Raw genomic sequence first — 12231 nt, forward strand, 5'->3', positions numbered from 1 at the left:
TTTCCGTTTTGCATTCATTTCTTCTTTTGCTTCAGAATTAAAAAAAACTTAAATATCTAATTTTCAGATAGTAAACCTGATAAAGATCATGTTTTTACTGATTTTCTTTGTCGAACTTTGAGGTAAACATTACAACTTATTTATCATGAAAAAGAGAGAACCAATAAGTCACATTATGACAAAAACCGTAGTGACTGCAAATGAAAAAGATGATTTAAAAACAGTAGTTGAAAAATTAAAGAAAAATACAATTCGACATATTCCAATTGTTAAGGGAAAAGAAGTGGTTGGTATTATCAGCCGCACAGACGTCAACCGTCTTACTTTTGGAGCTTTGTTTGACGGACAAGAAGGCGCAGATGCAGCTATTCTTGATATGCTGTCCATTTCTCAAGTAATGACCTCAAAACCCAGAACAGTTCCTTCGGATATGATTATTAAAGATTTGGCAGAAATTTTTTCAAAAGAAGATTTTCACGCTTTACCTGTTGTTGATCATGAAGAACTTAAAGGAATTGTGACAACAACCGATGTTATAAAATATTTACTGGAACAATACGATTAATCCAAACTTAAACTTACGAAAAAAGGGAGCCGTTAAGCTCCCTTTTTTTTATCTGTTTTGCAGCCATCCTTCCGGATTGTTGTTTGATGTATTCTGAAGAATCAAAAATTTAATTACAGTTTTTCCTGTATCACCGCTGGTTCTTACTTTTCCAAGACTTTGTTTAATTTTTACCTTATCTCCTTGTTCTACAAAAACCTGACTCAGATTCTGATAAACAGTAAAATAATCTCCATGCTGAATAAAAACTGCTCTATTTACTGGAGACAATGCAATAACTTTTGAGACCACTCCTTCAAATACTGCACGTGCAGTGGCACCATCTTCTGTTGTAATCTCAACTCCTGAATTGTGTACTGTAATTGAAGGATGCAGCGGGTGAGGCTGATCTCCGTATGCAAGGGAAATAAATCCTTTTTCAACTGGCCATGGCAATTTTCCGCGGTTTGCCTTAAAGTCTGCCGCTAGAATTTTACCTTCAGGTGTCAATGCAATCTTATCTGAAGAAATGCTTCGAACAGGTGGATCATTACTTTCTGTAGTTTTACCCTCTGCAATTCTTTTTCTTCTTTCTTCTTCTGCTTTCTGGTTTGCTAACCTAATTTGTTCACGAATAAGATCTTTGATTTTTGCATCAATTCTTCTTGATTCTTGTTGTTTAGCTTTAGTATCGGCAATAATTTTGTTTTTATCCTTTTTAAGGGCGTTCACTAATTTTTGCTGTTCTTTCTTTTCAATTTCTAAACTTTGTTTTTCTTTTTGATTTTCAGCGATGATTTTTTTCTTAACTTTTCTCTGACCGTCAAGTTTTGCATTAAAATCAACTAACTGAGCTGTTTTAGACTGAATTTCTAAACCTTGATTTTTTCTGTAATTCGTATACTGTTTTAAATATTGCGCTCTTTTATAAGCCTGTAAAAAACTTTCGGAAGATAAAATAAACATGGCACGGCTCTGCTCTGAACGGCTTTTGTATGATTTAAGAATCATTTTTGCATAATCCTCTTTTAAAACCGCCAATTCTTTTTTCAGTTTATTAACCTGAACCTGATTAATATACATATCATTACTGATAAGTCTTTCTTGTTTTGCCGTTGTATTAATCAGTTTTTCTTTCAGCTTAATTTTATTCGCCTGAATCATAAATACATTTACAGCTGATTTTTCTTGTTTCTTTACAGACTGCAGCATTTTTTCGTTATCTCTAATTTCCTGCTGAATTTGCGCTTTACGCTGTTCAAGTTTTTCTTGCTGCGAATCCTGTGCCCACATAAAAGTAGTGGCACAAATAAAAATTAGGCTTAGGAGAAATTTTGGCATGTTTCTGTTTTCTTTTTGCAAATTTACTTAATTATAACTTTTTTATACCCACTTGGAACACTATAAGGAAAAGAAAGTTCTTCATTAAATGAAATATTATTATAATTTAAATTAATATTGGTTTTCCCTTTTGGCTGTACCGCATTAATTTCAATATTCGTTGGAAGCGTTCCCTGATTGTATGTTTTAATGTCAGAGTACATAATCTCAAGATTTATATTTTCTGAGGCTTGTGAAATTTCTTCTTTCTGAATTAAATATTTTTCAGAATCTAGATAAAATACCTTTTTCAGTTTATCATCTTTTTCATCTTCTAATCTAAAAAGATTTTCGACAATTGTCTGCGTATATTTTCCTTTTCTCAAATCATCAAGCGCCTCTCCTACTAACAAATTCTGCACCTTACCGTAATTAAGTTCAGTTCCAAGCCATTGGCTTAAACTGGTAAAATCACCTTCGTAATAGGTGCCTTTTATTTTTTCATAATAACTCACCGTGGTTGGGGTAATCAAAGCTTTAGCCATCGTAATTCCCAAAACACGAATGCTTATTAAAATCTGTTTGTCTTTTTCAATTTTGATATCCGCATTAACATTCTGGCTTTGCTTCTCATCTTCATATCTTGCATTGGCTTTAATGCTTAAAGTCGAAAAATCTAACTTATTATTGTAATGTTTTTCAATTACTTTTTTATCTTCTTTTGGTGCTTCTTCAGTCTTGACATTATTGTTTTGTACTGCAACGGCCTTTGATTTACATGAAACAGCTAAAACCGAAAGCAATACTATTGCTATATATCTCTTCATCTTTTCTTACTTCTTTTGTTTTAATAACTCACTAGCCTTCAAAAAGTACTCCTCTTTTTTCTTGGCGTCTCCCAGTCCATTATAAGCCTCTCCTAACTGAATATTAAAATTTGCTTCCAGCTTTTTATCATCGACAACATAATCGAGGCCCATTTCTAAAACGGTTTTTGCATTCTTAAATTGTTTTAACTGATTGTTTCCCAGTCCTGCATAATAATAAAATTGCGGTTGACTTGGGTAAACTTCAATCATAGTCATTGCTCTTTTTGTCATTGGTTCAAATTGTTTTGCCTGTGTGTAGGCTTCGAGCAAAAGCAAATTGGTTTCGCGGTCGGTATCTGAATTTGATTTTAAATCTTTTTCATAATATTTAATTGCATTTTCATACTGGCCTTTGCTGTGATAAAATTTTCCAATTTCTTTTGCAACGTCCACATTCGGATCATTGTCAAAATAGGAAATTGCTTTCTCCAAATCTGGAGCATATTGCGGATTCTTATTGGTATAAATCAAAAATTCATTCAAAGTTCTGTGCTTAATTTTTGAATCAATTTTTGAACTTGCCAAAATAATATTCATTGACTTAATCGCTTTATCAGCCTGGTTTGCATCTAAATAGGTTTTAAACAAACTTACCTGCGCCCATTCAGAATTTGGAACTTCTTTTGCCAATTTTGTCGCAACTTCTAAAGCCTTATCATTATCATCTGATTTTGAATATAAAATAATCAGATTCAGATAATTTGACTCTTCCTTTGGATTCTTTTTTATCTGATCAATCAAATTAGAAATTTCAGCATTTTGATATTTGCCTTGAGATAGAATCTGCATTTTATAACGATCACGATCTTCAGATTTTCCAAATTTATCGTTCATTTCGTTAATCGCGACAAGCGCTTTGTCAAATTGATTTGTAATCATATAAAGCGATATCAAATCATCTTTATACTCTTCGTCAAAAACAATAATTTTTTGAATCGTTTCTATTGCCAGCGGATAATTCTTGGTTTCATAACTTACGTCATAAATTCCAAGCCAATACCATTTATTTTTAGGATTTAATTCTGTCGCCTTTTCAAAAGCAGTACTTGCGTTTTGATACTCTTTTAAAGCCAGATAATTTTTTCCTAATTCAAAATAAGCAACAGCATCATTCGGTTTTAGTTTTATACACTTTTCTAATGATACTAAGGCTTTATCGTAATTTTCGATTCCTTTTTGTTTCAAAGATTCATAAAAAGCATCTTGATATTCATCAGGCGCCATAGCAATATCTTCCGGTTCTGTTTGAGCCAAAACCGAGTTTGAATTGCTAAGCAAAACGAAAAATAAAATGACCAAAACGCCTTTTTTCATTCTTTTTATAATTTCATTTTTAAACCAAAAAGAAACTGCTGAAACTCTCTTTTATTCTAAAACAGAATAATCTCCAATGCTTACGCTTGTAAACTTTCCGTCATAACTAACATGATTTCCAATCATCGCATTGTCTAAGTTAGCGTTTTTTATTTGAGAATAAGTTTGTATTAAGCTATTTTTAATAGAACTGTCTGTAACGCGGCATCCTTTTCCTAACGAAACATTTGGTCCAACGGTTGCATTTTTCAGCACAACATTTTCACCAATATAACATGGCGGAATAATTGTAGCATTTTCTAATGTTACATTATAATCTACTAAATGCTCTCCGTCGTTATGTAAAAAACCAAGCATTCTGGTATTTGTTTCAACTGTAACATCTTTGTTTCCGCAATCCATCCATTCGTCAACGCTTCCGGTTTTGAAAACTTTTCCGTTGGCCATCATCGCTTTGATTCCGTCATTGATTTGATATTCACCTCCATTTTGGATATTATTATCTAAAACACCCTGAAGTTCTTTTTTCAAATCTCCAACTTCTTTGAAATAGTAAATTCCGATAACCGCTAAATCACTTACAAACTCTTTTGGTTTTTCAACCAATTCTATAATTTCATTATTCTGATTCAATTTTACAACTCCAAAAGCTTCTGGCTGATCCACTTGTTTTACCCAAATTACAGCATCTGCCTGAGGATCTAATTCAAAATCAGCTCTAATTAAAGTATCTGCGTAAGCAATAACTGCAGGACCAGACAGCGATTCTTTGGCACACATAATTGCGTGACCTGTTCCTAAAGGCAAATCCTGACGGTAAATAGACGCTTTTGCTCCAAGACCTTTAGCCAAATCCTGCAAACTTGTTACAACATCTTCACCAAAAAAAGCTTCATCACCTAAAATAAAAGCAACTTCTTCGATTGGTTCTTTTAATATTTTTGCAATATCTTCAACTAAACGGTGAACGATCGATTTTCCTGCAACAGGAATTAATGGTTTTGGAACTGTTAGGGTATGTGGACGAAGTCTTGAGCCACGTCCGGCCATTGGAACGATTATTTTCATCTTTGTATTTATTTTTTTATGGGAAGATTTCAAAATCTTCTTGAGTTGGTTCTAATTTTAACGCAAAGTCCGCAATCCCGATAGCTATCGGGATTCGCGAAGAATGCTAAGTTTTTCATTTTATTTTTAAGATCGCAAAGCACAGAAATGATTACTGTGACTGCGACTGAAAACTATTTAACGCCTGTACTTCCAAAACCGCCTTCGCCTCTTGAAGTTTCTGAAAGTTCTTCAACTTCAATCCACTCTGCTCTTTCGTGTTTAGCAATAATTAATTGTGCAATTCTTTCTCCGTTTTCAACAACGAATTCTTCATTTGATAAATTTACCAAAATCACACCTATCTCACCTCTATAATCGGCATCTACCGTTCCTGGAGAATTTAAAACCGTTACACCTTTTTTTGCTGCAAGTCCGCTTCTTGGTCTAACCTGCGCTTCATAGCCAATTGGCAATTCAATAAAAAGTCCCGTTTTTACAATTGTTCTTTCTAAAGGTTTTAGCGTAATCGATTCTGTTAAATTAGCACGCAAATCCATTCCTGCCGAAGCAATAGTTTCGTAGTTTGGCAAGTCGTGCTGTGATTTATTGATGATTTGTATTTTCATTTGTAATTTAAATTTTAAAACGGACTTATTTTTTCTTTAGTATTCCTTTTATGGTATCTTTTTCGTAATGATAAACCATATACATAAAAATTAAAAGAAGCGGAATTCCAACATAATATTTCTCTCTGAATCCGTAAAATGAAATTATGGAGAATACTATTGAAACACCTAAATAAGCTCCAATCTTGTTCATATCATAAGGGATCGGATAATATTTATTTCCTAGAATATAAGAGATAAGCATCATGCTTCCGTAAGCTGAAATAGTGGCAATTGCAGAACCATAGTAACTGTATTTTGGGATTAAAAAATAATTTAAAACCAAAGTAACAATTGCACCGACAATAGAAATGTAAGCCCCAATTTTAGTTTTATCAGTCAGTTTATACCAAACCGATAAGTTGTTATAAATCCCTAAAAAGAAGTTTGCCAAAATAATCAGCGGTACAACCTTCATCGCCTCCCAATAGGATTTGTTATCTAACAATAAATATTTTAAAACATCTGCAAAAACGATAACGCCTAATAAAATCAACGAACCTAAAATCACAAAATATTTCGTGATTACGGCATATGTCTGAGGCGCATTTTCATTTTTAGCATGGCTGAAAAAGAAAGGCTCGATTCCTAATCTGAAAGCAGTTGCAAAAAGAACCATGAATAATCCTAATTTGTAACAAGCTGAATAGGCACCTACTTCAGATTTTGCTAAATTTTCAGGAAGCAGATAACCTAGAAGGATTTTATCAAAATGCTCGTTTACGGCAAAAGCCAATCCAGCTACCAAAATTGGAAGTCCGTATTTCATCATTCTTTTCCAAAGTTCTGGATCAAACTTTCGTCCAAGCGAAAGGTAATTTGGCGAAAGCACAATAAAAGTGGCCAAACTTGCCAAAAGATTAGCAATGAAAATATAGGCAATTTGGAAATTCTCAACATATAAATTATCCCAAACCGAATTAGGATGTGAAGCTGCTAGTTTTGGCAAATACATCAAAAAGAAAATATTCAGCAATAAATTGATTATGACATTTCCAATCTTAATTGCAGCATAAACCATTGGGCGTTGGTTGGCTCTAAGCTTAGAAAAAGGTACTAAAACCAAAGCATCTAAAACTAAAATCCAAACCGAATATGTAACATACTGTACATCGACTTCGGCCCAAGTTGCAAGTGTATTTCTAAAAATTAAAGCTGCAAATAAAAACCCAATTGATGACCAAAAAATAGAAATCGTAGAAGTTGCAATTACATTTTTCTTGTCTTCTTCAGCACTGTAGAATCTGAAAAAAGCAGTCTCCATTCCGTAAGAAAGGACAACATTGAAGAAAACCATCCAAGACAAAACAATCGAAACTTCGCCATATTCTGCAGTTGGTAAAATACCTGTATATAATCTGACCAATAAAAAACTAAGCATCCTTGGTAAAACCGTTGCTAGTCCGTAAATCGCAGTTTGTTTGAATAGATTTTTATATAATCCCAAAATAATTTTTATAATAAAGTTCGTAAAACAAAAATAACCAATTCTTTGGTTTATTAATGATTTTGCCTGTTCAATAAAAGAAGTTCAGCGTTTTTTTATTGAGTAAGTTTGTTTTCGTCAAGAACTTTCACAAAATGAAATCCTTTTGGACCATAACCTTGATTGTAGTAAAAACGATGCGCACCAAAATTTCCGGTAAAAGCATCTAAAACTATACTGCTGCATCCTAAATCTAGAGCTTTTTGATCAATGTAGTCTGTCAGTAATTTTCCAATTCCTTTTGATCTATGTTCTGGATTAACAACAAAGTTATCAATCTCAAGATATTTTCCCGTCCAAAGTTTTGTTGCCGACCAACAGCCCGTAATCCCTAAACACACATCATTATCAAAGACTCCAATCTGAATATAATTATGAGGCACCATTTCTAAAAGATAGGATTGATATTTTTCTAGTGAAATTTTGGGATAAAGAAATCGCATGGTATCGATTTGTGCCAGCATTTCGTCAATTGTAGTAAGTTCTCGTATTTGAAATTCCATTGTAATAAAAGATAAACCTCAAAATTACTCAATTTTTCTTAGGCCTTATATATAATTGTGAAACAACACATATGTGAAATCTATAAAATTGAAAAAAAATTATATAAATTTTCACAACTGCTTCTGTATTAACTTTGTATCAAAGGGAATGAGAAAAGCTAAAATACAACCCTTAAAAAAGAAAAGCATTGGGACTGATAAAGCTAGTTTGTTCCCACAAAAGACAAAGCAAAAGGGATTGATTCTGCTGAAATGTAACCCTTAAAAAAAACAGAGCATTGGGATTAATAAAGCTAGTTTGTTCCCATAAAAGACAAAGCAAAACAGAGGTGATAAATCTGTACAATAATTTTATAAAATGGTATTGATTCTCAATTTTTGGGTAAATTGAGAATCACCATTTTATAACAAACAAAAAACAATACAATTTCTATATAAAAGAGAAAAAGCCGATATTTGGGGGTGTCGGCTTCTTTTTGACCAAAAAAAAAGCCAGCAAATATTTGCTGGCTTTTTTTATATTTTTAGATTTCTTATTATCCGTTCAACGCTTCTGCTCCACCAACGATCTCTAAGATTTCGTTTGTAATAGCAGCCTGACGCGCTTTGTTATAAGTCAATTTCAATTGGTTTCTTAATTCAGTTGCGTTGTCAGTTGCTTTGTGCATAGCTGTCATACGTGCTCCGTGTTCTGAAGCAAATGAATCGCGAATACCTTTGTATAATTGTGTTTTTAACGATTTTGGAATCAAAGTCAATACAATTTCTTCTTTTGAAGGTTCGAAGATATAATCTCCTGCCGTTACCGGTACATCAGATTTAATTGGAGCTAGCGGTAAAAACTGCTCTGTCTGAACAATTTGAGTTGCGGCATTTTTAAACTGATTGTAAATCAATTCAATTCTGTCGTAATCTCCAGCTAAGAATTTTTCAGTCAGATTCTCTGCAATTCCAGCAACATTTTCAAAAGTTAAATGATCGAAGATTGCATTATGATGTCCGTGAACTTTATAAGTTTTGCTTAAAACATCATTTCCTTTTTTACCAATAGGAAAAACATCAACCTGTTTTCCAGCGTAAAATGCAGTACGGTTTTTAACCTCCTTAATAATATTTGCATTAAATGCTCCACATAACCCTCTGTTTGAAGTTATAGCAACAAGCAATACTTTTTTTACTTCACGCTGAGTTGTGTAATCTCCACCAACTTCACCATCAAGTGTAGCAGAAAGATTTTGCAGCAACTCTGTTAATTTCTCGGCATAAGGTCGCATTGCAGTGATTGCATCTTGTGCTTTCTTAAGCTTTGCAGCAGAAACCATTTTCATAGCCGATGTAATCTGCATCGTCGATGAAACGGAAGTAATTCTATTACGGATTTCCTTTAAATTTGCCATTTTTTCTAATTAGAAAATTTGATAATTAGTCAATTAGATAATTGAAAAGTTCATTTCAATTATCTAATTATCTAATTGTCTTATTAGTTATATTTTGCTGAAACTTCTTTTGCTGCTTTTTCAATAACATCTGTAATGTTATCGTCAAATTTACCAGCTTTCAACGCGTTAAGCGTATCTTTATGTTTACTGTTTAAGTAAGACAAGAAATCAACTTCAAATTCTTTTACTTTATTTACAGGAACACTTTTCAATAAGTTTTTAGAACCAGCGTAAATAATTGCAACTTGGTTTTCAACTGGATAAGGATCATTTAAACCTTGCTTCAAGATTTCAACGTTTCTTTTTCCTTTTTCAATTACGTTTAATGTAACAGAATCCAAGTCAGAACCAAATTTAGCGAAAGCTTCTAATTCACGGAATTGAGCTTGGTCTAATTTTAAAGTTCCAGAAACTTTTTTCATTGATTTAATCTGAGCATTACCTCCAACACGAGATACAGAAATACCTACGTTGATCGCAGGACGAACTCCAGAGTTGAACAAATCTCCGTCAAGGAAAATCTGACCATCTGTAATCGAAATTACGTTTGTTGGGATATATGCAGAAACGTCACCAGCTTGAGTTTCGATAATTGGCAATGCAGTTAATGAACCGCCACCTTTTACGATTGACTTGATAGAATCTGGTAAATCGTTCATATTTTTAGCGATACCATCATCAGCAATTACTTTACAAGCACGCTCTAATAAACGAGAGTGTAAGTAGAAAACGTCTCCAGGGTAAGCCTCACGTCCAGGTGGTCTTCTTAATAAAAGAGAAACCTCACGGTAAGCAACAGCTTGTTTAGATAAATCATCATACACGATAAGTGCTGGACGACCTGAATCTCTAAAGTATTCTCCAATTGCAGCACCTGCGAAAGGAGCATAAACTTGCATTGGAGCTGGGTCAGAAGCATTAGCAGCAACAATAACTGTATAAGCCATTGCTCCTTTTTCTTCTAACATTTTAGCGATTCCTGCTACAGTTGAAGCTTTTTGTCCAATTGCAACATATATACAGAATACAGGTTTTCCTGCATCATAAAATTCTTTTTGGTTCAAGATTGTATCGATACAAACAGTTGATTTACCTGTTTGACGGTCACCAATTACAAGCTCACGCTGACCACGTCCAACTGGGATCATAGCATCAACTGCTTTTACTCCTGTTTGTAATGGTTCAGTTACTGGTTGACGGAAAATAACTCCTGGCGCTTTTCTTTCTAAAGGCATTTCGTATAAGTCTCCACCAATTGGTCCTTTTCCATCAATTGGAAAACCAAGAGTGTTAACAACACGTCCTACCATTTGCTCACCTACTTTAAGAGAAGCAATACGTTGAGTTCTTTTTGCTGTTGATCCTTCTTTGATTCCTGTTGATGGTCCTAAAAGTACCACACCAACATTGTCTTCTTCAAGGTTCAATACAATAGCTTCAAGTCCGTTATCAAATTCAACTAACTCACCATATTGTACATTCGATAACCCGTAAATACGAGCAATACCGTCTCCAACTTGAAGTACTGTTCCTACTTCCTCTAGCGTAGCACCAGATTCAAAACCTTCTACTTGCTTTCTTAATATTGCTGAAATTTCAGCAGGTTTGATTTCCGCCATCTTAATTTATAATTTAGACACTTTTATGTGTAATAAAACTAATTACTTAACTCTCTTTTTAATACTTGTAATCTGTTTGCAACAGAGGCATTGTATTGATTATCGCCTATTCTCAAAATAAATCCACCAATGATTGAAGGATCTACTATATTTTCTATTGTTATTTTTTTATCTGATAATGTTGCCACTTTTGCTAAAACTTTAGCTTCTAAAGCAGCATCCATAGGAATTGCTGTCGTAACTTTTGCTACTTCAATTCCATTACTCTCATCAAATACTTTACTGTATTCTACTGCAATTGCATCTAGAATTTCGAATCTTTTGTTTTCAAATAATAAATGAAATAAACCTTTAGTTATACCATTTACATTTGCAAAAACTTCTAAAAGAGCACTTTCTTTAACTTCAACTTTTGTAGTTGGGTTTTGAATAAAAGTACTTAATTCTAAATTGCTATCAATTGTAGAAGCAATTAACTTCATATCGTTATTAACAGCTTCGGCAACACCTTTAGAGTTTGCTAAGTCTAGAATTGCTTTTGCATAACGAATTGCTGCTCTTGTACTTGCCATATCTTAGTTTAACTTTACGTCACCTAACATTTTCTCAACCAATTTAGTTTGAGATTCTTTGTTAGATAATTCTTCTTTCAACAATTTTTCAGCAATGCTTAATGATAAAGTTGAAACTTGAGATTTCAATTCAGCCATAGCAACATTTTTCTCGCTTTCGATAGCCGCTTTAGCTTGCTCGATCATTTTTTGACCTTGCGCTTGTGCTTCGTTTTTAGAATCAGCGATCATTTTCTCTTTCATTTCTCGAGCTTCTTTAAGCATCGCGTCACGCTCTGCACGAGCTTCGTTCAAAATTCTTAAATTGTCCGCTTGTAAGTTTTGCATTTCTTGTCTTGCACTTTCAGCAGAAAGCAAAGCATCTTTAATACCTTGTTCTCTATCATTAACTGCATCAAGAATTGGTTTCCAAGCGAATTTTTTTAATAAAAATATTAATCCAACAAATATTAGTACTTGCCAAAAGAACAAACCGAACTCGAACTGATTTATTAACTTTTCCATTATATATTTAAGTATAAATTTTAAATTTTGTCTTTTTAAATTGCAATTTACAAAGCAATTTTAATGTTTTAATTTTTAAACAATAGTTACAACCAACCGTTGTAACTATTGTTTTTTTGTGTTTTAATTAAGCAGCGAATAATGCAGCGAAACCAATACCTTCAATAAGTGCAGCAGCAATAAGCATAGCTGTTTGGATTTTTCCTGAAGCTTCTGGTTGACGAGCAATAGCGTCCATTGCTGAACCACCAATTCTACCAATACCTAAAGCAGCTCCGATTACGATTAATCCAGCTCCGATGAAATTTAAACCGTTCATATATGTATATATTAAAAATTAAACATT

13 protein-coding genes are annotated in these 12231 nt (G+C 33.3%); 1 reads left to right on the forward strand and 12 read right to left on the reverse strand.

Annotation, left to right across the window (positions count from 1 at the left end; all coding sequences use genetic code 11):
* The first annotated feature begins 145 nt into the window (after window positions 1-145).
* Window positions 146-565 (forward strand): CBS domain-containing protein, encoded by a 420-nt coding sequence (locus GKZ88_RS19765; RefSeq protein ID WP_155104042.1) that lies wholly within the window; start codon window positions 146-148, stop codon window positions 563-565.
* 48 nt (window positions 566-613) lie between these two features.
* Here the strand turns inward: GKZ88_RS19765 and GKZ88_RS19770 are convergent, their stop codons facing one another.
* The 12 genes from GKZ88_RS19770 to atpE form a co-directional block, all read right to left on the reverse strand.
* Window positions 614-1885 carry a peptidoglycan DD-metalloendopeptidase family protein gene (locus GKZ88_RS19770; protein ID WP_155104043.1) on the reverse strand — a complete coding sequence of 424 codons (1272 nt, stop codon included), beginning with the start codon at window positions 1883-1885 and terminating at the stop codon, window positions 614-616.
* A 23-nt stretch (window positions 1886-1908) separates the two neighbouring features.
* Window positions 1909-2691, reverse strand: coding sequence for a DUF4292 domain-containing protein (locus tag GKZ88_RS19775; RefSeq protein ID WP_155104044.1), 783 nt, complete (start codon window positions 2689-2691; stop codon window positions 1909-1911).
* A 6-nt stretch (window positions 2692-2697) separates the two neighbouring features.
* Window positions 2698-4047, reverse strand: coding sequence for a tetratricopeptide repeat protein (locus GKZ88_RS19780; RefSeq protein WP_155104045.1), 1350 nt, complete (start codon window positions 4045-4047; stop codon window positions 2698-2700).
* Window positions 4048-4098: 51 nt separating this feature from the next.
* Window positions 4099-5115 (reverse strand): sugar phosphate nucleotidyltransferase, encoded by a 1017-nt coding sequence (locus GKZ88_RS19785; protein WP_155104046.1) that lies wholly within the window; start codon window positions 5113-5115, stop codon window positions 4099-4101.
* Window positions 5116-5288: 173 nt separating this feature from the next.
* Window positions 5289-5723: a dUTP diphosphatase gene (gene dut, locus GKZ88_RS19790; RefSeq protein ID WP_026982444.1), complete on the reverse strand. Its 435-nt coding sequence runs from the start codon at window positions 5721-5723 to the stop codon at window positions 5289-5291.
* Between the two features lie 25 nt (window positions 5724-5748).
* The gene (locus GKZ88_RS19795; RefSeq protein WP_155104047.1) at window positions 5749-7209 is read right to left on the reverse strand and encodes an oligosaccharide flippase family protein; all 1461 of its coding nucleotides are present in this window, start codon (window positions 7207-7209) and stop codon (window positions 5749-5751) included.
* Between the two features lie 95 nt (window positions 7210-7304).
* Window positions 7305-7751, reverse strand: coding sequence for a GNAT family N-acetyltransferase (locus GKZ88_RS19800; RefSeq protein ID WP_155104048.1), 447 nt, complete (start codon window positions 7749-7751; stop codon window positions 7305-7307).
* Window positions 7752-8287: 536 nt separating this feature from the next.
* Entirely contained in the window at window positions 8288-9148 is an 861-nt protein-coding gene (atpG, locus tag GKZ88_RS19805; RefSeq protein ID WP_155104049.1) for an ATP synthase F1 subunit gamma, read from the reverse strand.
* An 83-nt stretch (window positions 9149-9231) separates the two neighbouring features.
* Complete coding sequence (atpA, locus tag GKZ88_RS19810; RefSeq protein WP_155104050.1) at window positions 9232-10809, reverse strand: F0F1 ATP synthase subunit alpha; 1578 nt, start codon at window positions 10807-10809, stop codon at window positions 9232-9234.
* A gap of 38 nt (window positions 10810-10847) precedes the next feature.
* Window positions 10848-11381: an ATP synthase F1 subunit delta gene (gene atpH, locus GKZ88_RS19815; protein WP_155104051.1), complete on the reverse strand. Its 534-nt coding sequence runs from the start codon at window positions 11379-11381 to the stop codon at window positions 10848-10850.
* Between the two features lie 3 nt (window positions 11382-11384).
* Window positions 11385-11885: a F0F1 ATP synthase subunit B gene (locus tag GKZ88_RS19820; protein WP_155104052.1), complete on the reverse strand. Its 501-nt coding sequence runs from the start codon at window positions 11883-11885 to the stop codon at window positions 11385-11387.
* 127 nt (window positions 11886-12012) lie between these two features.
* Entirely contained in the window at window positions 12013-12204 is a 192-nt protein-coding gene (gene atpE, locus GKZ88_RS19825) for an ATP synthase F0 subunit C (RefSeq protein WP_053472986.1), read from the reverse strand.
* Between the last annotated feature and the right edge of the window lie 27 nt (window positions 12205-12231).

The sequence above is a fragment of the Flavobacterium sp. LC2016-01 genome (genome assembly GCF_009711135.1).
GTDB lineage: Bacteria > Bacteroidota > Bacteroidia > Flavobacteriales > Flavobacteriaceae > Flavobacterium.

Bases quoted from the DNA above. Each gene is read 5' to 3' on its own strand.
- GKZ88_RS19765 (WP_155104042.1), top strand. From the start codon at position 146: ATGAAAAAGAGAGAACCAATAAGTCACATTATGACAAAAACCGTAGTG.
- GKZ88_RS19770 (WP_155104043.1), bottom strand. From the start codon at position 1,885: ATGCCAAAATTTCTCCTAAGCCTAATTTTTATTTGTGCCACTACTTTT.
- GKZ88_RS19775 (WP_155104044.1), bottom strand. From the start codon at position 2,691: ATGAAGAGATATATAGCAATAGTATTGCTTTCGGTTTTAGCTGTTTCA.
- GKZ88_RS19780 (WP_155104045.1), bottom strand. From the start codon at position 4,047: ATGAAAAAAGGCGTTTTGGTCATTTTATTTTTCGTTTTGCTTAGCAAT.
- GKZ88_RS19785 (WP_155104046.1), bottom strand. From the start codon at position 5,115: ATGAAAATAATCGTTCCAATGGCCGGACGTGGCTCAAGACTTCGTCCA.
- dut (WP_026982444.1), bottom strand. From the start codon at position 5,723: ATGAAAATACAAATCATCAATAAATCACAGCACGACTTGCCAAACTAC.
- GKZ88_RS19800 (WP_155104048.1), bottom strand. From the start codon at position 7,751: ATGGAATTTCAAATACGAGAACTTACTACAATTGACGAAATGCTGGCA.
- atpG (WP_155104049.1), bottom strand. From the start codon at position 9,148: ATGGCAAATTTAAAGGAAATCCGTAATAGAATTACTTCCGTTTCATCG.
- atpA (WP_155104050.1), bottom strand. From the start codon at position 10,809: ATGGCGGAAATCAAACCTGCTGAAATTTCAGCAATATTAAGAAAGCAA.
- atpH (WP_155104051.1), bottom strand. From the start codon at position 11,381: ATGGCAAGTACAAGAGCAGCAATTCGTTATGCAAAAGCAATTCTAGAC.
- GKZ88_RS19820 (WP_155104052.1), bottom strand. From the start codon at position 11,885: ATGGAAAAGTTAATAAATCAGTTCGAGTTCGGTTTGTTCTTTTGGCAA.
- atpE (WP_053472986.1), bottom strand. From the start codon at position 12,204: ATGAACGGTTTAAATTTCATCGGAGCTGGATTAATCGTAATCGGAGCT.